Annotated in this window: 24 protein-coding genes; 11 read left to right on the top strand and 13 right to left on the bottom strand. The window is 65.4% G+C overall.

From position 1 onward, the window contains the following. Window positions 1-11 precede the first annotated feature (11 nt). Window positions 12-1,436: a M20/M25/M40 family metallo-hydrolase gene (locus tag Q9K02_RS03390; protein ID WP_305931622.1), complete on the top strand. Its 1,425-nt coding sequence runs from the start codon at window positions 12-14 to the stop codon at window positions 1,434-1,436. Here Q9K02_RS03390 and Q9K02_RS03385 read toward each other — a convergent pair. The 4 genes from Q9K02_RS03385 to Q9K02_RS03370 all read right to left on the bottom strand — a co-directional run bounded on the left by Q9K02_RS03385 (window position 1,433) and on the right by Q9K02_RS03370 (window position 4,426). After that, a complete protein-coding gene (locus tag Q9K02_RS03385) occupies window positions 1,433-1,852 on the bottom strand; it encodes a hypothetical protein (RefSeq protein ID WP_305931621.1) in 420 nt (139 codons plus the stop codon). The genes Q9K02_RS03390 and Q9K02_RS03385 overlap by 4 nt on opposite strands. Window positions 1,853-1,860: 8 nt before the next feature. Next, the gene (aguB, locus tag Q9K02_RS03380; protein ID WP_305931620.1) at window positions 1,861-2,712 is read right to left on the bottom strand and encodes an N-carbamoylputrescine amidase; all 852 of its coding nucleotides are present in this window, start codon (window positions 2,710-2,712) and stop codon (window positions 1,861-1,863) included. A gap of 10 nt (window positions 2,713-2,722) precedes the next feature. Further along, window positions 2,723-3,490, bottom strand: coding sequence for an SIMPL domain-containing protein (locus Q9K02_RS03375; protein ID WP_305931619.1), 768 nt, complete (start codon window positions 3,488-3,490; stop codon window positions 2,723-2,725). An 84-nt stretch (window positions 3,491-3,574) separates the two neighbouring features. Further along, window positions 3,575-4,426, bottom strand: coding sequence for a class I SAM-dependent methyltransferase (locus tag Q9K02_RS03370; RefSeq protein WP_305931618.1), 852 nt, complete (start codon window positions 4,424-4,426; stop codon window positions 3,575-3,577). A 99-nt stretch (window positions 4,427-4,525) separates the two neighbouring features. Here Q9K02_RS03370 and msrA point away from each other — a divergent pair, with 99 nt between their 5' ends. Both msrA and Q9K02_RS03360 read left to right on the top strand, forming a co-directional pair. Then, entirely contained in the window at window positions 4,526-5,068 is a 543-nt protein-coding gene (msrA, locus tag Q9K02_RS03365) for a peptide-methionine (S)-S-oxide reductase MsrA (RefSeq protein ID WP_305931617.1), read from the top strand. 12 nt (window positions 5,069-5,080) lie between these two features. Next, on the top strand, window positions 5,081-5,899 hold the full coding sequence (locus Q9K02_RS03360; RefSeq protein WP_305931616.1) for a hypothetical protein: 819 nt from the start codon (window positions 5,081-5,083) through the stop codon (window positions 5,897-5,899). On the opposite strand, the gene Q9K02_RS03355 is transcribed toward Q9K02_RS03360, so the two are convergent. Continuing rightward, on the bottom strand, window positions 5,878-7,131 hold the full coding sequence (locus tag Q9K02_RS03355) for an RsmB/NOP family class I SAM-dependent RNA methyltransferase (RefSeq protein ID WP_305931615.1): 1,254 nt from the start codon (window positions 7,129-7,131) through the stop codon (window positions 5,878-5,880). The two genes, Q9K02_RS03360 and Q9K02_RS03355, sit on opposite strands and share 22 nt — an antisense overlap. A 56-nt stretch (window positions 7,132-7,187) precedes the next feature. On the opposite strand from Q9K02_RS03355, the gene Q9K02_RS03350 reads away from it, so the two are divergent. Further along, entirely contained in the window at window positions 7,188-7,349 is a 162-nt protein-coding gene (locus Q9K02_RS03350; protein WP_305931614.1) for a DUF1674 domain-containing protein, read from the top strand. Here the strand turns inward: Q9K02_RS03350 and Q9K02_RS03345 are convergent. From Q9K02_RS03345 to Q9K02_RS03330, 4 genes are all read right to left on the bottom strand, one after another. After that, window positions 7,346-8,740, bottom strand: a complete 1,395-nt coding sequence (locus Q9K02_RS03345; RefSeq protein ID WP_305931613.1) for a cytochrome P450 — start codon at window positions 8,738-8,740, stop codon at window positions 7,346-7,348. The two genes, Q9K02_RS03350 and Q9K02_RS03345, sit on opposite strands and share 4 nt — an antisense overlap. A 61-nt stretch (window positions 8,741-8,801) precedes the next feature. After that, entirely contained in the window at window positions 8,802-9,824 is a 1,023-nt protein-coding gene (gene hemH, locus Q9K02_RS03340; protein ID WP_305931612.1) for a ferrochelatase, read from the bottom strand. Window positions 9,825-9,834: 10 nt separating this feature from the next. Further along, on the bottom strand, window positions 9,835-12,135 hold the full coding sequence (locus Q9K02_RS03335) for a xanthine dehydrogenase family protein molybdopterin-binding subunit (RefSeq protein WP_305931611.1): 2,301 nt from the start codon (window positions 12,133-12,135) through the stop codon (window positions 9,835-9,837). Further along, on the bottom strand, window positions 12,114-13,076 hold the full coding sequence (locus Q9K02_RS03330) for an Mrp/NBP35 family ATP-binding protein (RefSeq protein ID WP_422785404.1): 963 nt from the start codon (window positions 13,074-13,076) through the stop codon (window positions 12,114-12,116). The genes Q9K02_RS03335 and Q9K02_RS03330 overlap by 22 nt, the downstream gene beginning before the upstream one ends. A gap of 75 nt (window positions 13,077-13,151) precedes the next feature. Between Q9K02_RS03330 and hflK the strand changes: the two genes are divergently transcribed. From hflK to Q9K02_RS03315, 3 genes are all read left to right on the top strand, one after another. Beyond that, window positions 13,152-14,351, top strand: coding sequence for a protease modulator HflK (gene hflK / locus Q9K02_RS03325; protein ID WP_305931610.1), 1,200 nt, complete (start codon window positions 13,152-13,154; stop codon window positions 14,349-14,351). 1 nt (window position 14,352) lies between these two features. Further along, window positions 14,353-15,186, top strand: a complete 834-nt coding sequence (gene hflC / locus Q9K02_RS03320; protein ID WP_305931609.1) for a protease modulator HflC — start codon at window positions 14,353-14,355, stop codon at window positions 15,184-15,186. Window positions 15,187-15,338: 152 nt separating this feature from the next. Continuing rightward, a complete protein-coding gene (locus Q9K02_RS03315) occupies window positions 15,339-16,871 on the top strand; it encodes a Do family serine endopeptidase (RefSeq protein ID WP_305933432.1) in 1,533 nt (510 codons plus the stop codon). Between the two features lie 74 nt (window positions 16,872-16,945). On the opposite strand, the gene Q9K02_RS03310 is transcribed toward Q9K02_RS03315, so the two are convergent. Beyond that, window positions 16,946-19,117: a transglycosylase domain-containing protein gene (locus Q9K02_RS03310; RefSeq protein WP_305931608.1), complete on the bottom strand. Its 2,172-nt coding sequence runs from the start codon at window positions 19,115-19,117 to the stop codon at window positions 16,946-16,948. Window positions 19,118-19,203: 86 nt separating this feature from the next. Continuing rightward, entirely contained in the window at window positions 19,204-19,635 is a 432-nt protein-coding gene (msrB, locus tag Q9K02_RS03305; protein WP_305931607.1) for a peptide-methionine (R)-S-oxide reductase MsrB, read from the bottom strand. A gap of 219 nt (window positions 19,636-19,854) precedes the next feature. On the opposite strand from msrB, the gene rpsT reads away from it, so the two are divergent. From rpsT to Q9K02_RS03285, 4 genes are all read left to right on the top strand, one after another. Then, window positions 19,855-20,115, top strand: a complete 261-nt coding sequence (gene rpsT, locus Q9K02_RS03300; protein ID WP_278327844.1) for a 30S ribosomal protein S20 — start codon at window positions 19,855-19,857, stop codon at window positions 20,113-20,115. Window positions 20,116-20,623: 508 nt separating this feature from the next. Further along, the gene (dnaA, locus tag Q9K02_RS03295) at window positions 20,624-22,036 is read left to right on the top strand and encodes a chromosomal replication initiator protein DnaA (RefSeq protein WP_305931606.1); all 1,413 of its coding nucleotides are present in this window, start codon (window positions 20,624-20,626) and stop codon (window positions 22,034-22,036) included. Between the two features lie 96 nt (window positions 22,037-22,132). Then, window positions 22,133-22,555 (top strand): DUF983 domain-containing protein, encoded by a 423-nt coding sequence (locus Q9K02_RS03290; protein WP_305931605.1) that lies wholly within the window; start codon window positions 22,133-22,135, stop codon window positions 22,553-22,555. Then, window positions 22,552-23,316 carry a HesA/MoeB/ThiF family protein gene (locus tag Q9K02_RS03285; protein WP_305931604.1) on the top strand — a complete coding sequence of 255 codons (765 nt, stop codon included), beginning with the start codon at window positions 22,552-22,554 and terminating at the stop codon, window positions 23,314-23,316. Before Q9K02_RS03290 ends, Q9K02_RS03285 begins: the two co-directional genes overlap by 4 nt. A 59-nt stretch (window positions 23,317-23,375) precedes the next feature. On the opposite strand, the gene Q9K02_RS03280 is transcribed toward Q9K02_RS03285, so the two are convergent. Beyond that, window positions 23,376-23,906 (bottom strand): hypothetical protein, encoded by a 531-nt coding sequence (locus Q9K02_RS03280; protein WP_305931603.1) that lies wholly within the window; start codon window positions 23,904-23,906, stop codon window positions 23,376-23,378. A gap of 41 nt (window positions 23,907-23,947) precedes the next feature. Next, window positions 23,948-24,649, bottom strand: a complete 702-nt coding sequence (locus tag Q9K02_RS03275) for an NAD-dependent deacylase (RefSeq protein WP_305931602.1) — start codon at window positions 24,647-24,649, stop codon at window positions 23,948-23,950. Window positions 24,650-24,653: the final 4 nt, after the last annotated feature.

Here is a 24,653-nt window from a genome sequence, read left to right as displayed (position 1 = left end):
GGGAGACAGGTATGCGTAAACTGATGCTGGCACTTGCAGCGGGAGCCGCGGTCTGCGCGCCCCTCGCCGCGCAAGACACGAACGCGGTCGAACAGCGCACCGAGCACCAGCAGATGATGCGCGCGCTCTATGCCGACATCATCGCCTTCCGCACCGCGCGCGGACACCAGCGGATGGACGAGATGGTCGCCTATCTGGTCAGGCGGCTGTCCGAAGCGGGTTTTGCAGCCGAGGACCTTATGGTGACCGATTACGATAGCGAGGGCGAGCCGACGCAGGGGCTCGTCGTGCGCTATCCCGGCAATGGCGCGTCGGGCAAGAAACCCATCGTCATGCTCGCACATATGGACGTAGTCGATGCGCTGCCCAAGGACTGGGATCGCGCGCCGTTCACGCTGACCGAGGAAGACGGCTATTTCTACGCCCGCGGCACGCAGGACAACAAATACGGCGTCGCCAATCTCACCGGCACCTTCATGCGGCTGAAGCAGGAAGGCTGGGTGCCGAACCGCGACCTCTACCTCGTGTTCTCCGGCGACGAGGAAACCGGCATGATTTCGACCCGTGCGCAGGCAAAGTGGGTCGCGGAGAATGTGGACCCCGCCTATGTCCTCAATTCGGACGCAGGCGGCATCGGGCTGGCCGACGATTTCTCTCCGCTGGCGCAGCAGGTCCAGCTGGCCGAGAAGACATATGTTACCTTCGACCTCACGGTGACCAATTCCGGCGGCCATTCCTCTCGCCCGCGCAGCGACAATGCAATCTACGAGCTGGCTGCCGCGCTGACGAAGATCGCCGACCATCGCTTTCCCGTGCGCGAGAGCGAGCTCACCCGCAGCTATTTCGCGGCGCTGGGCCGGAGCGTGCCTGGCGCGCTCGGCGATGCGATGACGCGCTTTGCCGAAGACCCGAGCGATGCCGAAGCCATCGAGATCATCCGCGCCGATCCCGGCTTCGTCGGCACGCTCGGCACGACCTGCGTCGCGACCATGCTGGAGGCCGGACATGCCGAAAACGCTCTGCCGCAATCGGCCAGCGCCGCGGTCAATTGCCGGGTGTGGCCGGGCGAGGGCGTCGATAGCGTGAAGGCGACGCTGGCCGAGGTCATCGGCAATCCCGACGTCGCGATCACCCAGCGCGCAGAGGCAACCGAGAGCGGCATGAGCAGCTTTCCCGACGAAGTCCGCGTGGCGCTGGCCAAATCGCTGGCGGCGCGCTTCGGGCGCGAAATCCCGATGATCCCGAACATGTCCTCGGGCGGCACGGACGGCATGCATTACCGGACGCTGGGCTACGACACGATCGCCATCGGTGCGGGAGCCAGCCGACCGGAGGACATCTACTCCCACGGCCTCAACGAACGCATGCGGGTCGACGCCTTCTACGACGGGCTCGACCACTGGTCGATCATCCTGAAGGAACTGGCGGGCAGCTAGAAAACGTCGTTGGGCACGGTGTCGCCCGAGATGTCGCCGAGCGACACGCGCCGCCGCCGCTTCACGAAACCCTTGCGTTCGATCTCGAACGGCACGGCGATGTCCTTCGCATAGTTCGACGCGCGCAGCCGGACGGACATACGCTGGTCGTCGCCCCCTTGCAGGACGATGGCCGAGGCGACGATCGTCCCCTCACCTGCGCGCGTCCGCAACATCGCCGTCAGCCGCTCGAGCACATCCGCGCTGCCGTCGACCGGCGCGGTTTCGAGCATGGCCACATTGTGGATCATGCCGTTGGCGCGCATCTCGAAGACAAGCGGGAAGAAGTGCCCGTCCTTCTCCATCCGCGCCACGGCGGCTTCCAGCGCGGCGGTAAAGAGCCGGTCGAGGGCGCTTTGGTTGATCCCTGCCGTCACGAGCCCGCTCAGATATCCTCGGCGATGCGCCCGTAGAGCTGCGGTCGCCGGTCGCGGAAGAAGCCCATGCCCGCGCGGTGGATCGCGGCCTGGTCGAGATCGAGCGTCGCGACCAGCACGCCGTCCTCCTCGCGACCGAATTCCACCAGCTTGTCGCCCCATTCGTTGGTGATGAAGCTGTGGCCGTAAAAGTCGGCATTGCCTTCCTTGCCGATCCGGTTCGCCGCGATCACCGGCATGCAGTTCGAGACGCTGTGCCCCTGCATGGCGCGCTGCCACATGCGGCTGGTGTCGAATTCGGCGTCATAGGGTTCGGAGCCGATTGCGGTCGGGTAGAACAGCAGCTCGGCCCCCATCAGCGCCATCACGCGTGCCGCTTCGGGATACCACTGGTCCCAGCACACGCCGACTCCAATGCGCGTCCCCATGACGTCCCACACCTTGAACCCGTCGTTGCCGGGGCGGAAATAGTACTTCTCCTCATAGCCCGGCCCGTCGGGAATGTGGCTCTTGCGATAGGTGCCCATGATCTCGCCGTCGGGGCCGATCATGGCGAGCGTGTTGTAATAGTGGTGTCCGTCGCGCTCGAAGAAGCTGGTCGGGATGGCGACTTTCAGCTTGGCCGCCAGCTTGCGCATCGCGATGACAGAGGGATGCTCCGCCTTCGGGCGCGCGCGGGCGAACAGCGCCTCGTCCTCGACCTGGCAGAAATAGGGGCCAGCGAAGAGCTCGGGCGGCAGGACGATTTCGGCCCCGCGCGCGGCGGCCTGTTCGACCATTTCGCCGACTGCGGCGATATTGGTCTGCTCGTCGTCGCTGCCGAGCGGCAGCTGGAGGGCGGCGACGGTAATGTCTCTCATGTTGGATGGACTATTTCTCCCGCAGCGCGAAGTCCACCTGGATATAGACATTGCTGCGCGTGGTGCCGACCATCATGCCGCCTTCCTCGGGGCGCGGCCCCGTGCTCACCGGTGGCGGGGGCGGCGGCGCTGCCGGCGAGGTGCGCTGGACCATCGCCTCGTTCATCGCCTCCGCACCGCGCAGCCAGGTCTGGCCCTGCTGGCCGCCGGCATCGCGAATATAGAGCACCCGGCTGACTTCCATTCCCGCCGCCTCGGCATAGGCTTCCGCCCGCTGCCGCGCCGCCTTGTAGGCGTCGGCATAGGCGAGATTGGCGGTGGCTTCGGGATCGCTCATCGTCAGGCTGGGGCCGGACAGGACATTCGCGCCTGCTTCGGTCACGGCGGTGACGGCGGCGCCCGCACGGTCGGGATCATCCATCGTCACCTCGACCACATTCATCGCCCGGTACTGCCCCTCGCGGTCGCCATATTCGATCCGGCCGACGTTGACGCTCTGCGTCTGGATGTCCTCCTCTGCGACGCCGAGTTCGCGCAGGGCCGTGACGATCTCGGCGATCTTTTCGGCATTGGCCTCGCTGGCGGAGGTGGCATCGCGGCTGAATGTCTCGATCCCTGCGCGGAATTGCGCGCGGTCGGGGCGGCTTTCCGCCTGCCCGCTGGCGCTGACCGAGAGCAGGGTCTCACCGTGGTCGACACCGCGCGCGTCGTCGGCCCGCTCACAGGCGGCGAGAGCGAGTGGGGCAGCGGCGAGAGCCAGATAACGAACGCTAATCATGGACAAATCCCTCGATGTAATAGTGTTACATCGAGGGATTTGCACGTACCGGATGAATGCCAGCTTACAGCTGTGGCAAACCGGTCAGTCGCGCTTGCGGAACAGCAGCGTCATGCGGTCGCTTTCACCCAAGTCGCGGGTTTGCGCGTCCATTGCATCGTCACCGCCGAGCGAGGGCGGCATCATCCAGACGCCCCCTTCCCAATTTGCCGGATCGCGAGGATTAGCATTGACCTCGCTGCTGTCGACCAGCTCGAAGCCCAGCGCTTCGACATAGCCGATGACATCGTCCTGCCGCAGATAACCCTTCGAACCGTTCGCATAATCCGCGCTGGCATCCGCCGGTGCGCGGTGCTGGACGATGCCGAGCATGCCGCCGGGCTTCAGCAGGTCGCGCATCTTCTTCAGCTCGCTGTCAGCGTTATTCCAGCGCATCAGGTTGTGCATCATGCGAACCACCAGCACCCGGTCGAGCGTCCCCGCTTCGCCTTCGGGAACCGCATCGAGCGTCATCGCGGAGAAGTTCTCGGCCGGGAGCCCGGTGAATTCGGCAGCTTCTGCGGGGAAGCCGGAAGCGCCGGCGCGAATGCGCTGTTGCGCTTCTTCGTTGAAAGGTCCGCTCGTGGGATCGAAATAGAGGCCGACAAGCTGCCCTTCGCCGCCCAGATAATGTCCCAGCACGCGCGTGTACCAGCCGCCGCCGGGAGCGTACTCGCCCACTTTCATGTCGGGTTCGACGCGGAAGAAGGCGAGTGTTTCGGCCGGGTGGCGGAACTGGTCGCGTGCGCGGTCGTCGGCACGGCTGGGGTGATTGATCGCGCCCGAGATAGCTTCGGCATGGGTTGCCGCGAAAGCGTCCGCGTCGGGCAATTCGTGATGATCGGCCATGGCGGGCACGGCAAGGGCCAGGGCGGCGGTGGCAAGCAGGATACGCATACTGTCTCTCCCGGAAAATCGATGCGCGCTTCCTGCACCGCCCGCCAGTGGATGACAAGGCGTGAGGCACTTCCTATCTCTGGCTCAAAGGAGATTACGATGAGCGAGACACAACAGGCGATCGTGGCGGGTGGATGCTTCTGGTGCACCGAGGCGGTGATGAAGGACGTCATCGGCGTGCATGAGGTCGAGAGCGGCTATATCGGCGGCGACGTGCCCGATCCGACCTACAAGCAGGTCTGCACCGGCAGCACGGGCCATGCCGAGGGCGTGCGCGTGACCTTCGATCCCGACGCGATCAGCCTCGGCCAGCTTTACGACGTGTTCCTCGGTACGCATGACCCGACCCAGCTCAACCGGCAGGGCGGCGATGTCGGCACGCAATATCGCAGCGCGATCTTCCCGCTCGACGATACCCAGCGGGCCGAGGCCGAAGCGGCGATCGAGCGCTGGAATGCCGACCACGACGGCCAGAGCGCGGTCACGACCATCGAGACCGGCGAGTGGTATCCGGCGGAAGACTACCACCAGGAATACTGGGAGGGCGAAGGCCAGCGAAACCCCTATTGCCAGGCGGTGATCCCGCCCAAGCTGATGAAGTTGCGCAAGAGCTTCCAGAAATACCTCAAGGAAGACGCCTGAGCGACAGACCCGATGCCAGGACCGCATGGCAAGGCCTTTACCTGCGACCATGTCGTCCACGATGACGGCAGCGTAGAGTTCGCCTGCTCGCGAGATGTGAGCGCCTGGCCGTGGGCGGCGCTCCACCCGCATCACCCCGGTGCGATCCAGGCGCTGAGCTATTGGGTGAGCGTGGAATGCGCCGCCGCGCTCGGCACCTGGGACCCCGACAAATGGTCCGCGCTGACCTGGACGCGCTGGGAATGCGGCGATTTCGATATCGGGGCCTATGCCAGCGGAACCTACCGCCGCACGACGATCGACGGGAAAGAGAGTTTCTCGATCGACTTCGCGGATGCCGAGGGGCGCCATATCTGTCGCCTCGACGGGCGTGGCGTGGTTTTCCGCACCCGCGACTTCGAGAGCTGGCGCAAAGGCGACAAGGCGGCCGCACCGCAGATCAGTTCCGACGATTTCGACTATGCGGATGCACCGCTTCTGGGCCTTTTTGGTGATGAGCGCCCATTCCTCGGCCCGCTCGACAATGGCACCGCAGAGGGTCTGCTCGACATTGCCAATAGCATGCCGCCGCACCATCCGTGGCTCGACGGCTCGGGCGATCACGTGAATTCCGCACACCTTGCCGAAGTCGCGCGGCAACTCGTCAGCCTGACACGCGGGGGACAGCCTTTCCACGTCACGAGCGCCGAAATGGCCTTCCGGCACTATGTCGAGCTGGGCAGCCCTTTCACGATAGAACGGGTAGGCGAAGGTGACGGCGAGGTCGCGATACGCGTCCGGCAAGCCGGCCAAGAGTGCACTAATATCCGCTATGCGCTTGCCGACGCCTGATCCGCTTTCCACCGGCCGATGAAGAAGCCATCCAGTCCGCCCTGATCCGCCAGCATGCCGGGATCGGTGCGAAGCCAGCCCTTTCTCGTCGGTACGATGCCCTCGGGGAGCTGGTCGGCGCGCATCGCATCGGTGGCCAGGATGATCTTCGCCGCCTGATCCTCGCCTTCCTCCCGCTCCAGCGAGCAGGTGGCGTATACCAGCGTGCCGCCCGGCTTCAGCCAACCCTGTGCGCGCTCGATCAGTGCGGATTGCAGCTCCGCCATCTCGTCGATCTGGCGCGGGCCGATGCGGTGGAGGACGTCGGGATGGCGGCGAGCGGTGCCGGTCGCGGTGCAAGGCGCGTCCAGCAGGATGGCGTCGAAGCTGTGCTTAGGCTCCCATGTCAGCGCGTCGGCGCGCACGATGCCGGCCTTCAGACCGGTGCGCTTGAGATTTGCGCGCAGGAGTTCGAGGCGGCGCTTCGAGATGTCGAGCGAGGTCACTTGCCAGCCTTGGGCGGCCAGTTGCAGCGACTTGCCCCCGGGCGCGGCGCAGAGGTCGAGCGCGTGGCGTCCCTCACCCGGTCCGAGCAGGCGCGCGGGCAGCGAGGCGGCAAGGTCCTGCACCCACCATGCCCCTTCCGCGAAGCCCGGCAGCTTCTCCACATTGCCGCCACGCGGCAGGCGCAGGTGACCGGGCATGAGGCTGTCGGCGGAAAGCTGATTCGCCCAGTGCGTGGTCTGTTCCGGGTCGCGCAGGGTCAGGTCGAGCGGCGGTGGCTCGGCGAGACCGGCTGCTATTGCCGGAGCCCGCTCCCCCCAGCGGGCGGCAACGTCGGCGGGCAATGTCGGCGCGTCGGGCAATCGCGCCTCCTGCTTCGTCAGAGTCGAGAAAACGCCGTGCGCCAGCCTGCGCGGCCCGCCCGACAGCAGGTCCAGCCCGGTCGCCACAACCGCATGCGGCGGCGTGTCGAGCCGTAGCCACTGCGCCAGCATCAGCCGCAACACCATGCGCGCCTTGGCATCGCCCGGCAGCGGCTTTTTCGTCGCACTGTCGATCAGGGCGTCGAGATCAACCAGCCAGCGCAGGCTCTCGCTGGCGATCGCGCGGGCCAGCGCCTTGTCCTCGAACTTGCGCACGTCCTTCGTTGCGGCGGCAAAGGCGATGTCGAGCGTCTCGCCACGGCGCAACACGGCATCGAGCAGGCGAAGCGCGGCGCGGCGCGCGTGGATACCGGGGGGTTGAGCCATCGCCCGCGCCTCTACCCCTGCTTGAAACCAAGCGCCAGTGCGCGCATTTCTAATGCATGGCAGATCGCGCAACCAAGAGACCCGAGGGCTTCGAAAAGCCGTCCCACTGGACCAACGACCCGCCGCCCGAGCCCCAAAAGGTCGAGAACGACGAAGACCTTAGCCCCACGCGCTATGGCGACTGGGTCAAGGACGGCATCGCGATCGATTTCAGTTAAAGAGAAACCAGCCTGATCTTCAGCCCGTCCTTGGGCTTGGGAATCGGCCACGGCTGCCATGCGGGCTCGCCATCGGCCAGTTCGATGCGATAGCGCGGGAGTAGCTGCGCCATCAGGATCTTGATCTGCATATAGGCGAAATGCAGGCCGAGGCACATATGCGCGCCGCCGCCGAACGGGATCCAGGCGTATTTGTGCCGTTCCTTCACCTTCTCGGACGTAAAGTGCAGCGGCTCGAAATCGTGCGGGCGATCCCAGTGCTCTTCCATGTGATGCACGTAGTGCGCGTTGATGCCGACATGCGCGCCGGCGGGTATGGCGTAGCCGCCGAATTCGAACTCGCGCAGCGCACGGCGCGGGGTGGAGGGCACCGGCGGGATCATCCGCAGCGCTTCCTTGAACGCCATCTCGGTCAGCTCGAGCTTGCCCAGATCGTCGTAAGCCAGATCGCGCGGTTTACCGTTGGCATCGACGCCGCCGGTCACCGCCTCGATTTCCTGGCGCAGCTTCTCCTGCCAGTCCTGGTGCTTGGCGAGCTGCATGACCAGCGAGGTGCCGGACGAGGTAATCGTGTCGTGCGCGGCCATCATCAGGAAGTTCATGTGGTCGACCACCTCGTCGACAGGCATCAGGCTGCCGTCGTCATGCGTAGCGGTGGCGAACTGGCTGAACATGTCCTGCCCGCCCCCTTCGGCGCGGCGGCGATGGGTTTCCTTCGTGAACCAGTCGACCAGGAAGGCGCGCCCGTCGGTCCCGCGCTTCATCTGCGTGAACGGCAGCGATTTGCGCACCGGCGCGACGCTGGCCTGCACCATGTCGATGAAGGCGGTGTTGATCCTGTCCGCTTCCGGCCCCCATTCGATGCCGATGAAGCTATCCGCGGCCAAATCCAGCGTCAGTTCCTTGATGGCCGGATAGAAGGTCATCTCGCCTTCGCACCAGGCCTCGACCTGCCGCGCGATGCCGCGATTGAGGCTGCCCGAATAATGCCGCATCGGCCCCGGCTTAAAGGCGATCGACAGCGCCCGGCGGTCGGAGCGATGGTGATCGAAATCGAGCAGCATCAGGCCGCGCGGGAACAGCTTGTCGAGGATCGGGCCCCAACCCTGCTCCGAGGAGAAATTGCGGTTCCGGTCGAACAGCATCAGCTCGTTGGCATCCGCGCCGATCATGGCGATCTGCCAGCCGCCGAAGGCCTTGGTGCGATATACGTGGCCATATTGCTCGACCATGCGCCGGGTGAAACCGTGCGGATCGGCGAGCATGCGGAAGGTGTTGCCGACCAGCGGCAGGCCCCCGTCGCCGGGGATATGCGCCAGGTCCCGTTCGCCGAGGCGATGGTCGGACCAGTGGGTGAATTCTGGGGGTTGATGCGGTGCGAGGGTGGCCAAGGTCTTTTCCTGCTACTTACCGTGATGTCAGTAGCCTATCGAAACCCATCTTTCCAGTCTGCTAACACCAGCCGGAAAGTTCGCGCCGCAGTAATGTCTCCAGCATGTCGAGCCCTGCATCGGAAGTATTGAGGCAGGATAGCGCAGCGAATTCCTCGCCGCCGCCCTCGATGAAAGTCTCCCGCCCCTCTATCGCGATTTCCTCCAGCGTTTCGAGGCAGTCGGCGGAAAAGCCCGGCATCGCCACCGCCAGGCGTTTCGTGCCGGCCGCGGCCTCTTTCTGGAGCGTATTGTCGGTCGCGGGCTCCAGCCACTTGGCCGGTCCGAAGCGCGACTGGAAGGTCGTTACGAACCGCAGACCCGGGCGGGCCATCGCTTCCTCGAGCAGCCGCGAAGTTTTCTGGCATTGGCAATGATACGGATCGCCGAGATGCAGCGTGCGCTCCGGCATGCCGTGATAGCTCAGCAGCAGCACCTCCGGCTCGAAATCGAGCGCGTCGAGCTGGCGGGCGGTGTCCTTTGCCAGCGCCTCGATATGCGCCGGATCGTCGTGATAGGGCGGCATGGTGCGCATGGCGGGCTGCCAGCGCATTGCGCGCAGAGTGTCGCCGACCTTGTCGACCACGGTGGCGGTCGTCGCGCCGCTATATTGCGGGTACATGGGGGCGAGGACGATCCGTTCGCACCCAGCCTCCATCATTACTTGCAGGCGCTCCGGAATCGACGGCGTGCCGTAGCGCATCGCCCAGTCGACGCGGACGCGCTCGCCCAGCCGGGCCTGCATTGCTTCCGCCTGCTGGCGGGTGATCACGGCGAGCGGCGAGCCCTCAGCCGTCCAGACCTTCTGGTAGGCCGCAGCGCTTTTCTTCGGGCGGGTGTTGAGGATGACCGCGCGCAGGATCGGCTGCCAGATTAGGTCGGGGATTTCGACCACGCGCTTGTCGGACAGGAACTCCCCGAGATAACGCTTAACGGAGGCGGTGTCGGGCGCATCGGGTGTGCCGAGATTGACCAGCAGCACGCCCACCCCGCCCGAGCGCACGGGCGGGTGTTCGGGAGGCAATTGCTGCTCGCGCCAGGTCAACGGGCTCTCCTTACAGGCCTTCCGACAGGAGCGGCAGGCGGCGGAAGCGCATGCCGGTAGCAGAATAGAGGGCGTTGGCAATCGCGGGCGCGGCGACGGCGGTGCCGAGTTCGCCCGGGTCGAAAGGTTCGGCATCGCTCGGCACGAACGCAACCTCGATCTCCGGACTATCGGCCAGCGTCGGCAGGCCGAGCGCGACGAGGCGGTTGGGCGAGGGCTTGCCCTCGAAGAAATTCACGCTCGACCCCGTCGCCAGCGAGAGGCCGAACAGGAGGCCGCCCTCGATCTGCTGCCTAGCGATGTCGAGATTGACGATCCGCCCGATATCGACCGCTGCGTGGAGCCGCGTCACCCGCAGCCCCCCTTCGCCGAGCGCTGCTTGCGCGACGCAAGCGATGCGCCCGGTCGCGCCGCCGATCGCGTCCATGCGGGCCATCGCCAGCCCCTGCCCCGTACCGCGCCGCCCGCCGTCCCAATTCGCGATCTGCGTCGCGCGGCGCAGCACGTCGGCCATGCGCGGCGACTGGCCGAGCATATCCATACGGTAGAGCAGCGGATCGCGGCCCGCCTTCTCGGCCAGCTCGTCCATGAAGCATTCGGTGAAGAACGCCGCGTAGGCAGCCGAATTGCCGCGCATCGGGCCGGTCGGCAGGTCGATGCGAACGGGCAAATGCTCCACCGCGATGTTGGCGATGCCGTAGGGCGGCACCGCGCCCCGGCAGGCGAGCGCATCGGCCTGGCCCGCCGCGCGGCGCATGGCGGCTTCCGGAACCAGATTGTCGAACAACCGATGGCCCGTTTCGCGCATGGTCGCCGGCATGGCGAGCTGCGTGCGCCAGGCGACGATCCGCCCGCCGGTCGCCGGCTGGAACGCCGCTGCCAGTTCCGCGACCACCGGCGTGCGCGGCGGGACGGCCTGAAATTCCTGCACCCGCGGCCACATCAGCTGGACCGGGCGGCCGATCGCCTTGGCGATCTGCACCACTTCGATCGCGTGGCGCTTGTCGAGCCGCGCATCGAAGCTGCCCCCGGCGGCGGTGGGGTAGAGCACCACATCGCGCTCCGAGATGCCCGCCGCCTTCGCCGCCGCGCGCCGGGTGAGTTCGGGCGCCTGCGAGGCGATCCACAGTTCGAGCTTGCCGTCCTCCAGCCGCGCCGTCGCCGTCGCCGTTTCGATGCTGGCGTGCACGGCCGGTGCGATCGAATAGCGCGCTTCGAGGTCCGGCTTGGCGAGCAGACCGTTGGCGTCCCCGATGCTCGCTATCGCTTCCGGCTCGACCGTTCCAATTGCTTCGTCCAGCAAGACTTCCGCCTCGGCGCTCTCCACCGGCGGTGGGCCGCTGAACACCGGCGCGAGCCGCTTCAGCGCCTGTTCGGCGATCCACCAGCTTTCGCCCACTGCAGCGAGATATCGCTTCGAGCGCACCACGCCGACCAGCCCGCGCATGCCCGCGACCGTGTCCTCGGCGAATCGGCTGAGTTCCTGCGAGCCGGTCGGCGCATGGCGGATCGAGGCATAGACCAGCCCCGGCAAACGGATGTCGCCGGCGAACAGGAAGCTGCCGTCTACCTTGGCCGGCAAGTCGAGCCGGGGGAAAGCGAGCGGTGTATCGGGATCGATCTCGGCCGGAGCTTCGGTGGCCGGTTCGACGCGCAGGGGCGCCGGATCGGGCGGGTCGAATTCGGCAGCCTCCAGCACCAGTTCGCCGAAACTCGCGGTGTTCTCGTTATAGCGGACCAGGCCGCCTTCGACTTCGCATTCCTCCCACTCGGCGTCCCAGCGCTCGGCAGCGGCCATGGCCAGCATCGCCCGAGCGCTGGCCGCCGCTTCGCGCATGGGCAGCTCGAATGCTGCTAGCGACGTTCCCCTGGCAGTCGCGATGAAGCGATTGCCGCGCGCGAAATTTTCCGCGAGCAGGCTGCCCGGCTCATCCGCGAGCGACGGCAGCTTGGACCACATCTCCGCCCATTCGGCAGCGAGCGGCACGTTGGCATAGAGCCCGGCCGGCGGCACCGGCTCCACCCCGACCTGCCGCCAGTCCGCGCCGAGTTCCACCGCGACCACCTGCGCCAGCAGCGTGGTGACGCCCTGCCCCATTTCGAGCTGGGGCACCGCAACGGTCACCACACCGTCGGTCCCGATGGTGAGCCAGCCGCCGAAATCGCGCTCGCCCCGGCCAGGAGTCAGCGGGCTGCCGTAATGTCGTGGCCATAGCCACCAGGCGACGGCAAGCCCGCCGCCGACCGCCGCCCCGGCGACCAGCTGGCGCCGGGTGACGGGCAGGTCACTCAGCTTTTCGCGCCAATCCATACGTCGAGCTTCGCGGCGATGTCATGGAAAGGCTGGGCGAGCGGATCGTCGGTCGCGGCGGGCGGCGTACCGCTATCCCCGCCTTCGCGAATGGCGAGGTCGAGCGGGATGCGGCCGAGGAACGGCAGCTCGAGCCGCCCGGCGGCCTCCTCCACCCCGCCCTTGCCGAACGGGTCGGATACTTCACCGCAATGCGGGCAGGCATAGCCCGCCATGTTCTCGACCAGGCCGACGACCGGGACGCCTGCCTGATCGAACAGCTGGCCGGCGCGCGCGGCGTCGATCAGCGCAAGGTCCTGCGGGGTCGAGACGAGCACGGCTCCGGCCGGCTTGAATTTCTGCAGCATGGTGAGCTGCACATCGCCCGTCCCCGGGGGCAGGTCGACCAGCAGCAGCTCCGTATCGCCCCAATGCGCATCGACCAGCTGGGTCAACGCGCCGCCTGCCATCGGCCCGCGCCAGGCGATCGCGCGGCCCGGCTCGACGAGGTGACCCATCGAGAGGACCGGCACGCCGTATTTGCTCGGCACGGGCTCCAGCTTTTCCTCGCGCGCCACCGGTTTCTGGCCCTGATTGCCTAGGATCATCGGCTGGGAGGGCCCGTAGATATCGGCATCGACCAGCCCGACCTTGCGGCCCACGCGGGCGAGTGCGATCGCAAGATTGGCAGTCAGCGTCGACTTGCCGACCCCGCCCTTGCCGCTGCCCACCGCGATCAGTTTGCGCGCGGTCCGCTCCGCCGTCATGGCGACGCGGACCTCCGTCACATCGCCCCGCTTTTCCAGCACTTCTCGGATGTCGGCTTCCAGCGACTCACGCTCGCCGGCGCCTAGCCCGGCGGCATCGATGATGGCGATGGCGCGGCCTTTTGCGATAGCTAGGGAGGATACACGCGCTGCAATCGCTTCGGGAAACAGCGCTTTCGGATCGGTCGAACTCATGGGCAGCGCTGCTGTATCATCAAAAAGCGCCGTTCAACCCTGTTTTTCCGCCAAACCACACCTATAAAGAATGGCATGAGAACATTGGACGGGTTCACCAACAGGATTTGGCTGGCGATGGCGGGCAAGAAGAGTCCCTGGGGCCAAGGATCGGGCGACAAGGATAGCGGTCCGAACCGCGGCTCGAACGATCCGACGGGAGATGGCGACGGCAAGAGCGGGGACAAGACCCGCGGGCCGCGCAATCCGTGGCTTCCGCCCGGGTCCGGCGGCAATGACGGCCGCCGCTCGCCCAACATCGAGGATATCTTCAAGAACCGCGGCCCCGAAGGCCCGCGCCGCACCGGCGGTGGTGGCCCCGGCGGGCCGAATTTCCGCTTCCCGCAGCGCCCCGGCGGCAAGAGCTGGTTCCCGATCGCGGTCGTTGGCATTATCGCCCTCGGCCTGATCGCAACCAGCGTGCACCTCGTCGGGCCGCAGCAACAGGCGGTGGTGAAAACGCTAGGCAATTTCACCCGGACGATGGAACCGGGGCTCAATTTCTCCGCCCCCTTCCCGATCGAAATCGTGGACGTGGAAGACGTGCAGGGCGTGCGCACCGAACGCATCCCGGGCAGCGACAGCCAGGTGAAACTGATCCTGACGGGCGACCAGAACCTCGTCGACCTCAGCTATATCGTGCGCTGGAACATCAGTGACCTCGCCGATTTCAAGTTCCGCGTCGTCGACCCGATCGAGACCGTGAAGGAAGCTGCCGAAGCCGCGATGCGCGCCTCGGTCGCGGAAACCGAATTGGACGAGACCTTCTCGGGCCAAGGGCGTGCCGCCATCGAGCAGGATGTGCGCGAGCGCATGCAGCGCACGCTCGACGGCTACCGCGCCGGCGTCCGCGTGTTGGGTGTCGAGATCGAGAAGGCCGACCCGCCCGCACAGGTGGTCGATGCCTTCCGCGACGTGCAGGTGGCCGAACAGAATGCCGACGCCAATCGCAACCAGGCGCGCGGTTATGCGCAGCAGGTGCTGGCCCAGGCGCAGGGTGAAGCCGAAGCCTTCGACAAGGTTTACGAGGAATATCGCCTCGCGCCCGAAGTGACGCGCCAGCGCCTCTATTACGAAACCATGGAGCGGGTTCTGAGCCAGACGCCCAAAACTATTGTGGAGACGGATAACGTAACGCCGTACCTCCCGCTTCCCGAAATCCGTCGCCGGGCCGACCAGTCGCAGCAACAACAGCAGCGGCCTTCGACCACCGTGACCGCACCGGAGGGCCAGTAAGATGAGCACTTTCGTGCAAGACCACCGCAACACGCTGATCGTGATCGCACTGGCAATCGTCGCCTTGATGCTCAGCGCCTATGTGGTGCCCGAGGAAGAACAGGCCGTCGTGATCCGCACCGGTGAACCGATCGGCACCGTCAATACGCCCAACGGCTCCAGCAATGCGGGCATCTACCTGCGCATGCCCTTCGTCGATTCGGTGCGCCGCATCGAGAAGCGGCTGCTCGACCTGGAAATGAACGACGAGGAAGTGCTGAGCGCCGACCAGCAGCGCCTGCTGGTCAATGCCTATGCCCGCTTCCGCATCGTCGATCCGGTCCGCATGGTGGAACGTGCAGGGACGACCGACGGCGTGCGCAATGCGCTGGAACCGATCCTCAACTCGGTGCTGCGCCAGGAACTGGGCCGCCGCACGTTCCAGTCGATGTTGACGGCCGAGCGTGGCTCCGCCCTCGCGAACGTGCGGACCAATCTCGACCGCCAGGCCCGCCAGTACGGGGCCGAGGTGGTGGACGTGAAGATCATGCGCACCGATCTGCCCGAAGCGCCGCTCCAATCGGCGTTCCGCCGGATGGAATCGGACCGTGAACGCGAAGCGCGCACCATCCGCGCGCAGGGTTCGCGCGACGCGCGGATCATCCGTGCCGATGCCGATGCCGAAAGCGCCTCCATCTATGCCGATGCTTTCGGCAAGGATCCGGAGTTCTACGATTTCTACCGCGCCATGCAGAGCTATGACGCCACTTTCGCCGCCGAGAACGGCGGGGCGGAAAGCAACATCATCCTGTCGCCCGACAATGAGTATCTGCGGCAGTTCCGCGGACGTCGTTGACCGTTCGTCGAGCGTGCCTCGCGCCGTTCAAACGGCATTCAGCGCCGCAGCGCAGTCTGGCAGGTAGGAACCCGCAGCCCGCTGCTCGGTAAGTTCACCGAGCGGATGCGCCGCGCGACAGAAGTGAAGAGGATTTGAAGGACGTGAAGCCCGTGCGATATGCCTATTCCGTAACGAGTGCCCTATTGGTCGGAGGTGCCGCGATCACGCTGGCGACCGGCTATCCGGCAGGTGCCCAGGTGGCCCAGAACGACGATGCGCAGATGGCCCGCGTGGTCCCGCGCGCAGGGGCTCCCGAAAGTTTTGCCGAGCTGACTGCTCAGCTGCAGCCTGCCGTAGTCAACATATCGACCCGCCAGCGGATCGAAGTGCAGCAGAATGCCAACCCCTTTGCCGGCACGCCCTTCGAAGGGCTGTTTGGGCGTCGCGGCCAGCAGCAACCGGACGAGCCGCAGTATCGCGAAGGCCAGTCGCTCGGCTCGGGCTTCGTCATCTCGGCCGATGGCTATGTCGTCACCAACAACCATGTCGTCAGCCCGACCGGGCGCGGCACGGTGGAAGAAATCACCGTGACGATGCCCGATGGCACCGAATACGAGGCGGATCTCGTCGGCACCGATGCACAGTCCGACCTTGCAGTGCTCAAGGTGAACCGGCGCGAGGCCTTCCCCTATGTCGAATTCGGTGACAGCCGTCAGGCGCGCCCGGGCGACTGGGTGGTCGCGATCGGCAATCCCTTCGGCCTCGGCGGCACGGTAACCAGCGGAATCGTCTCCGCGATCCAGCGCAACACCGGGTCGGGCGGCGCCTACGACCGCTATATCCAGACCGATGCCGCCATCAATCGCGGCAATTCGGGCGGTCCGCTGTTCGACATGCAGGGCAATGTGATCGGCATCAACAACGCCATCTTCTCACCCTCGGGCGGCAGCGTCGGCATCGGCTTTGCCATTCCCGCGGAGATCGCTGCGCCGATCGTGCAAAAGCTGCGCGATGGGGTGGAGATCGAACGCGGCTATCTCGGCGTCAACATCGCGCCGGTGAGCGACGATGTTGCCGATTCTCTCGGCCTCGACCGCAATCGCGGCGAGATCGTCCAGTCGGTCCAGTCGGGCCAGGCTGCCGATCGTGCGGGCCTCGAAGCTGGCGATATCGTCACACGAGTCAACAATCGCGAAGTGACGCCGGAGCAGACCCTGTCCTTCCTGGTCGCCAATATCGCGCCGGGCACCACCGTGCCGATCGAACTGATCCGCAACGGCGAGCGCCGAAGGATCAATGTGACCGTAGGCAAGCGCCCGAGCGAAGACGAACTGCGTCAGCAGCAGATGTTCGATCCGGACATGGACGACGAGGAGGAGATGCAGCCGGGCGAGAACGAGGTGATCGAAGAGCGCCTCGGCCTTCAGCTTCTGCCGATTACGACGCAGATCGCCCGCCAGCTGGGTGTGAGTGCGGATACGCAGGGTCTTGCCGTTGCCGGCGTGAACCCCAACTCCGACGCTGCCCGCAAGGGCCTCCAGCGCCGCGACATTATCCTTTCGGCCAACTACCGCCCGGTCGCGACGCTCTCTCAGCTCGAGGGCATCGTGAACGAAGCCGAGCGCGAGGGCCGCGAAGCCGTGCTGCTGCGTGTCCAGCGTAGCGGCCGCCCGCCGCAATATGTCGCGGTGCGGTTGCGCTAAGACATTCCATGCTCTGAAAATTAGGAAGGGCCTCCTGCCGAAATGGTGGGAGGCCCATTTGCTGTCTGCTCTATCTATTGAGGCCGGGTTACCGTTACCGTCGGGCTCGGTGAGGGCCGAGGAGTTCCTTGCGAAGCACCACCCGTAGCCTCATCGAGGAAGTCGTCGCCCACCGCTTGCGGCGCGCCGTCGGCCCCGCGCCCGGGTTGTTGCGGCACTTGTGGCTGGCGCGGACGGTCGCTGTCGCCGGGCTGCGGGAAAGCGTCTCCGAAGGGATCGCGCCGCTCGCCATCCTCGCGGCCGGGTTCGATCAAATTGCCCTGCTCATCGATGAAATAGTAGTCGTCCGGATCGCCGAGCATGTATTCGTCGTCCGGCTCCAGCTGCCATTCGGGCAGCTGCAGGTCGGTGTCGAATTCCTCGATTGGGCGGTCCTTCACGGCATAGCGCATATAGGCGGCGAAAGCGCGCGCAGGCGCGGTGCCGCCCTGCAGGCCCGCGACCCGCGCATTGTCGTCGCGCCCCATCCACACGCCGGTGGTGATGCCACTGGAGAAGCCGACGAAATAGCCGTCCTTGTTCGAACTGGTGGTGCCGGTCTTGCCTGCCACCGGCCGCCCGATCTGAGCCGCGCGCCCGGTGCCGGTGTTGACCGCCGTCTGCAGCAGGTCGGTAATGCCCGCGGCGACATAGTCGGGCACCAGCTGGCTGCGCCGTGCATTCTGGTGTTGGTAGAGCAGCTCGCCCTCGGCCGTGGTTACCTTCACGATGCCATAGGGTTCGACCGACTGCCCTTCGGCAGAGATCGCTGCAAAGGCGCGGGTCATGTCGAGCAGACGCACCTCATTCGATCCCAGAACCATGGAGGGATAGGTATTGATCGGCGTCGTCACGCCGAAGCGCCGCGCCATCGAAGCGACCGTGCCGAAGCCGACTTCATTGCCCAGCTGCGCCGCGACCGTGTTGATCGAATAGGCGAATGCTGTGCGCAGGTCGATCTCGCCCACGTTCCGCCCGCTAGAATTGCGCGGGCTCCACCCGTCGATCGTGACGGGCGTATCCACCACCCGGTCACCGGGCGTGTATCCGGCTTCCAGCGCGGCGAGATAGACGAACAGCTTCCAGCTGGAGCCGGGCTGGCGCAATGCATCGGTGGCGCGGTTGAAGCTGGTCTCGACATAGTCGGTGCCGCCAACCAGCGCGAGGATCGCCCCGTCACGGTCGAGGCTGACCAGCGCACCCTGTGCGCCTCCGGGTGTATTGCCCTGGATCGAGGCGGTCGCCGCGCGCTGCATCCCTACATCGAGCGTCGTCCAGACCTCGATCGGCTCGAAAGTCTCGGGCAGCAACATGTCGAGCTGCGGCAGCGCCCAGTCGGTGAAATAGCGGACCGAGTTCTGGCCCTTCTCCTCCTTGAGCCTGACCGCCGAGGGATCGACGGTCACGTTGGAGGGGATGCGCCCCTGCTCCTTCATCAGCCGCAGCACCACGCTCGCCCGGCCGACGGCGGCATCGACATCGGCGGTGGGTGAATAGCGGCTGGGTGCTTTCACCAGCCCGGCGATGATGGCTGCCTCGGCAACCGAGAGATCGGTCGCCGGATGGCTAAAGAATTTGCGGCTGGCGCTATCGACGCCGTAAGCCCCGCCGCCGAAATAGACCTTGTTCAGATAGAGCTCGAGGATCTGCTCCTTCGAGAACTTCCATTCCAGCGCCAACGCCAGGATCGCTTCGCGCGCCTTGCGGTCGAGCGAGCGGTTGTTGTTGAGGAAGACGTTGCGCGCGAGCTGCTGCGTGATGGTCGAAGTCGCCGAGATCCGGTCGTCGCCGGTGACTCCTTCGTAAACCGCGCGGGTCAGGCCATAGGGATCGATCCCGAAATGCGAATAATAGCGGCGATCCTCGACCGAGATCATCGCATCCTTCATCACCTGCGGGATCTGGTCATGGGTAAGCCATTGGCCGAAGCTCGGCCCGAGCTCGACGATTTCGGTGCCGTCGCGCGCGCGAACGACGATCGTTTGGGCGTTCTGCGTGGCCTGGAGCTGGTAATAGCTCGGCATGGAGCGCACGGCGAAGGCGACGGCAAGGCCGATGAACAAGGCACCGAGCAGTGCCAGTGCCCCGCCCCAGACGGCCAGCCGCTTTATCCAGGAGCCGAAGCGGCCCTGCGGCTTGTCGGCTGCGGCGCGACGGGCCGTTTCACTGCGCGCCGCCTTTTTCCGGCGGCTACCTCTCTTGTCCATACTTTGCGGGACATCCCTTGTCTGCTTGCCGCCCTATATCGGCCACAATCAAGCATGGCGAGGGATAACCCCCGCTGAACGGTGGGCTATTCCTGCGAGTCCGAGGCAGCGCCTTCACCGTCTTCCGGCTCGAAGGTCAGCGCGGCACTGTTGATGCAATACCGCATGCCGCCACGATCGCGCGGACCGTCGGGGAAAACATGGCCGAGATGACTGTCGCAATTGGAACAGGTGACCTCGGTGCGGATCATGCCGTGGCTGGTGTCGCGATGCTCGTCCACCGCCTCGCCTTCCGCCGGCGCGACGAAGGCCGGCCAGCCGCAGCCGCTGTTGTATTTATCGTCGCTCTCGAACAGCTTCTGCCCGCAGGCGGCGCAGTAATACTCGCCTTCGTCGTAATGCTTGTCGTATTTTCCGGTGAAGGCGCGTTCGGTGCCCGCTTCGCGCAGCACGTGATATTGCTCGGGCGTCAGCTTTTCGCGCCATTCGGCGTCGCTGCGGTTCGTCTTTTCTGTCACTTCCGGTCTTTCCTTCTCTTCGATCGTTCTTATCTAGGCAAACAGACAGGGCAAAACAGCGTTCCGATGCTCCTTGCCATGTACCAAGCAATTGCTTGACGATTCGGGGGAGTGGAGCTAAGTGCGCCGCTTTCCGGCGGCCCATGGGCTGCCTTTTCGAAACGCCCAGACGAGATTTTCCGCCGCGCTGACATCCGGCGCGGCCTGACGAGGACAGATATGGCCAATACGCCGCAAGCCAAGAAGCGCATCCGCCGCAACGAACGCCGTGCCGAAATCAACGGCGCCCGCATGAGCCGCATTCGCAATTATGTGAAGAAGGTCGAAGTGGCGATCGAAGGCGGCGACAAGTCGGCGGCGCAGGATGCGCTCAAGACCATGCAGCCCGAACTCGCACGCGGCGTCGCTCGCGGCGTGATGCACAAGAACACGGCCGCTCGAAAGATGAGCCGTCTCAGCAAGCGTGTCGCCGCGCTCTGATTCGCCGGCCTTCGGGCCTGCCCAGTAGCAATTTGAGAGGGGTCCGCCGCATCGCGCGCGGACCCCTTGTTGCATCCCGGTCACGTTGCGTTGCAGCACCGCAATCGGCCCGTCACGCAAGGCTAGAGATTCCCGCGATTCGCTCGCTACTATGAGGCCAAATGACGGTAAATCAGGGTCTTGAACGGCAGTCTGCGGGCTAGGGGCGAGTCAACAAGATTATTTCCGATTTATTGCAGTTATCCCCCTTGCGACTCATTCGCCCCCCTGCCTAAAACATCTTCACCGGCACGGGACGGGACAGCCCGCGCCTCACATACGAACTGCAAGAGGGGAACCTCCGGAGACACCGATTCCGGGGTGGGGCGAAGCTTTGTCCGCTCCCTTTCACGCGACGGGAACTGTAGGATCGCGGAAGCCGATGCGCTTCTGCGCTTGGGGGAAGTTTGTGACTATGGGCAAGGGTGCCGACGCGACAAAAGCAAAACAAAAAAATCAGGACGATTTCATGGAAGATAGCGAAGCTGTAAACCTGGCGGCCGACTGGTCGGACATCAGCCAGGGCCTGCGCAAAGATCTCGGGCATCAGCTTCACAGCCAGTGGATCAAACCGATCCAGGTCGGCGGGATCGACAAGGAAACCGGCACGCTGGATCTCTTCCTGCCGACCGAATTCAGCGCCAATTGGGTCAAGGACCGCTTCGCCGACCGACTGAGCCTCGCCTGGAAAATCGCGTGCAGCGAAGTGCGCCACGTGAATATTCAGGTCCACCCCGGCCGCCGCCAGGTCGCCGACCTGCGCCTGCACTCCGACGGTCGCCGCCCGGCCAATGACGGTGCCGACAGCTCGATGATGGCGATCAGCGCCGACACGCTGGGCGACCGCGGTTTCACCTCCAGCGTCGGCCTCGACCCCTCGCTGACCTTCGCCGCCTTCATCACCGGTGAAGCCAATATCCTCGCCTTCAACGCCGCCCAGCGCATGAGCGCGACGGAAAAGCCGCAGTTCAGCCCGCTCTACCTCAAGGGCGCGACCGGCCAGGGCAAGACGCACTTGCTGCACGCCATCGGCCACACTTTCCTGCAGGCCCATCCGCGCAGCCGCATCTTCTACTGCAGCGCCGAGCGCTTTATGGTCGAGTTCGTCCAGGCATTGAAAGCCAACCAGATGCTGGAGTTCAAGGCCCGCCTGCGCAGCTTCGACCTGCTGCTGGTGGACGACATCCAATTCATCATCGGCAAGGCCTCGGCGCAGGAAGAGCTGCTTTACACGATCGATGCGCTGCTGGCCGAGGGCAAGCGGCTGGTCTTTGCCGCCGACCGCGCACCGCAGGCGCTCGACGGGGTGGAGCCGCGCCTGCTCTCGCGCCTATCGATGGGTCTCGTCGCCGATATCCAGGCAGCCGATATCGAGCTGCGCAAGAAGATCCTGCATTCCAAGCTCACCAAATTCGCGCCTCTGCAGGTGCCCGAAGACGTGCTGGACTTCCTCGCCCGCACGATCACGCGCAATGTGCGCGAGCTGGTCGGCGGCCTCAACAAGCTGATCGCCTATGCCCAGCTGACCGGGCAGGAAGTCTCGCTCCAGCTGGCCGAGGAACAGCTTACCGACATCCTCTCGGCCAACCGCCGCCGGATCACGATCGACGAAATCCAGCGTACGGTCTGCCAGTTCTATCGGATCGACCGCTCCGAAATGAGCAGCAAGCGCCGCGCGCGTGCCGTGGTTCGCCCTCGGCAGGTGGCAATGTATCTTTCCAAGGTGCTCACTCCGCGCAGCTATCCGGAGATCGGGCGCAAGTTCGGCGGGCGCGACCATTCGACGGTGATCCACGCCGTGCGCCTGATCGAGGACCTTCGCCAACGCGATGCGGATATGGACGGCGATGTGCGCAGTCTGCTGCGTCAGTTGGAGAGCTGATCGCTCCACTGCACACCCACCGCTGATTCAAGCCTGATCGACAGCCCTGTGCACAGGGTTGTCGACAGCGCGCGTGCGAGCGGCCAAAGGGCGCGCATGGCCTCCGATCCCTCGCGCTACGCCCTGCCTTCCTCTTTCGCCGAAACGCTCTGGCGCGGGGCGCGCTGCCGTTGCCCGCGCTGTGGTGAGGGCGCGCTGTTCCGGAAATGGCTCAAGCCGGTCGATGATTGCGCGCAGTGCGGGCTCGACATCTCGGGCCAGCGAGCTGACGATTTCCCGGCCTATATCGCCCTTTTCGTGACCGGCCACCTGCTCGCCCCGGTACTGATTTTCCTCGTCGCCGAACTGGCCTTGGGCGCAATGGCGATCGTCGCAATCATCATCCCACTCGCCGTCGTAATGCTGGTCGCGCTGCTCCAGCCGTCGAAAGGCGCGGTGATCGGAATGCAATGGTGGAACGGGATGCACGGCTTTCGCAAGGAGCGCCTAACCGAAGCCGACGAGGACGCTGCGGGATGAGCCTGTCCGACGATCGTCTCGACCGCTTCGCCCGCCATATCGTGCTGCCCGAGATCGGCGGCGCGGGGCAGGTGGCGCTGGCTGGCAAGCACCTCGTGCTCGTCGGCCTCGGCGGGATTGGCTCGCCGGCGCTGCAATATCTCGCCGCGGCAGGGATTGGCCGGTTAACACTAGTCGACGACGACAAGGTCGAGGAGAGCAACCTGCAGCGCCAGACGCTGTTCAACACGCGCGACATCGGCCACGGCAAGGCGGTGATCGCCAAGCGCTGGGTGAGTACGTTCGACCCCGTGCTCGACGTCACGATCAGCGACCGGCGCATTACCACCGAAAACGCGCATCGCCTCGTCGTCGGAGCCGATCTGGTGCTCGACGGGACGGACAATTTCGCGACCCGGCTGGCGATTTCCGACGCCTGCGTGGCCGAGCGCGTGCCGCTTCTGTCGGCCGCCGTCGGCCGCTTCCAGGGCCAGGTCGGTGCATTCGCGGGGCACCTGCCGAACGCAGCCTGTTACCGCTGTTTCGTCGGCGACGCTTTCGATGCCGAAGACTGCGACACCTGCGCCGAGGAGGGAATGCTGGGCGCGATGGCCGGCTGGGCGGCGACCTTCGCCGCGCTGCAGGCAGTGCGAGCGTTGCTGGGGCCGTCAGGCAACATGCCGGATATCGACTGGGGGCGGGTCTACCTGCTCGACGGACTCAAGCCCGACATGCGCAGCTTCGCGATTGCAAAGGATCCCGCCTGCAAGGGGTGCTCCTGAAACCCAGGCAGCAGAATTGCGGTAAGCACTACAGGCAAATGATCGAGCGCCCGCCGGCCCTACTGATCGGGGCAGGCGACGTAAGTCTGGCTTTCCCCGCCGCCCTGGCGGATGCGGATCCGGTCCTCCGTCTCACGAGCGAAATAGACCACGCGGTTCTCGGTTTCGCCCTCAGGATTCTCGAAGGGGTAGGTCACGGCGAGCGCACTGCCGTTCACGCGAATGTCGCTGGCAAAGCCGCCGTCCTCGAAGAAATTCACGCGGTCGTCCTTCACCGTGACGCGGTAGAAGCTGCGCGCCGAGCAGTTTTCGGGAGAGGTCGCCCATGTCCCGCGGAAAGCTGCCGGGATCGATTGCACTTCGCTGCGCGCGCTGGCGTTTGCCGTAGAGCCATCGGTGGCATCGTCACGCTCCATTGCATCCATGGCAGCGTCCGCATCCCCGGCGGATATATCCTCCACTGCGCTGTCATCGTCCGAGGCGGTCGGCGTTGCGGTGGCGATATCGGCCTCGGGCTCGGCGGCAGGCTCCTGATCGGAACAGGCGGCGAGGATCAGGGCGAGTGCGGTAGCGCTAGCAATCTGCTTCATGTGGTCCGAATGCGGGAACCTTTCGGGCGTTCCGACAGGCCTCACTTATGAAGCAGCGTATCGACCCACTCGGGCACCAGTTCGCTGGCCCTGCCCTGCCTGCTTTCGTCGAACCAGCCCGAGCCCTGACTGCGCTCGAGATTGAGCTCCAGCGTGCGCGCCCCAAGGCTACGCGCATCGCGCACGAAACCGGCGGCGGGATAGACCGCGCCGGAGGTGCCGATGCTGACGAACAGGTCCGCCGTGCGAAGCGCAGCATAGATGCGTTCCATCTCGTACGGCATCTCGCCGAACCAGACGACATCGGGTCGCAGCGCGTTCGTCCCGCAGGCGGGACACGGTGGGCGATCCGCTAGCGTGCCGGTCCACGGGTTCTTCGCATCGCAGGCGGTACACCACGCGTTGAGATGGGTGCCATGCATGTGAAGGACCCGCTTGGCGCCTGCTCGCTCATGCAAATCGTCGACATTCTGCGTGACGATCAGCAGGTTGCCTTTCCAATGCTGGTCCAGCCGGGCCAGAGCGTCATGCGCGGGATTGGGATGCTTCGTCTGGATCGCCTCGCGCCGCATGTCGTAAAAGCGCAGCACCAGATCGGGATCGCGCGCGAAGCCTTCCGGCGTGGCGACGTCCTCGACCTTGTGCTGCTCCCATAGTCCGCCCTCGGCGCGGAAGGTGTCGATCCCGCTCTCGGCCGATATCCCCGCACCGGTCAGGATCACGATGTTGCGTATTTCCGCCATTCCT

Source organism: Qipengyuania profundimaris, from assembly GCF_030717945.1.
GTDB lineage: Bacteria > Pseudomonadota > Alphaproteobacteria > Sphingomonadales > Sphingomonadaceae > Qipengyuania > Qipengyuania profundimaris.
The sequence above is the reverse complement of the archived record's forward strand: the minus strand, read 5'-3'. Positions and strand labels throughout refer to the sequence as shown.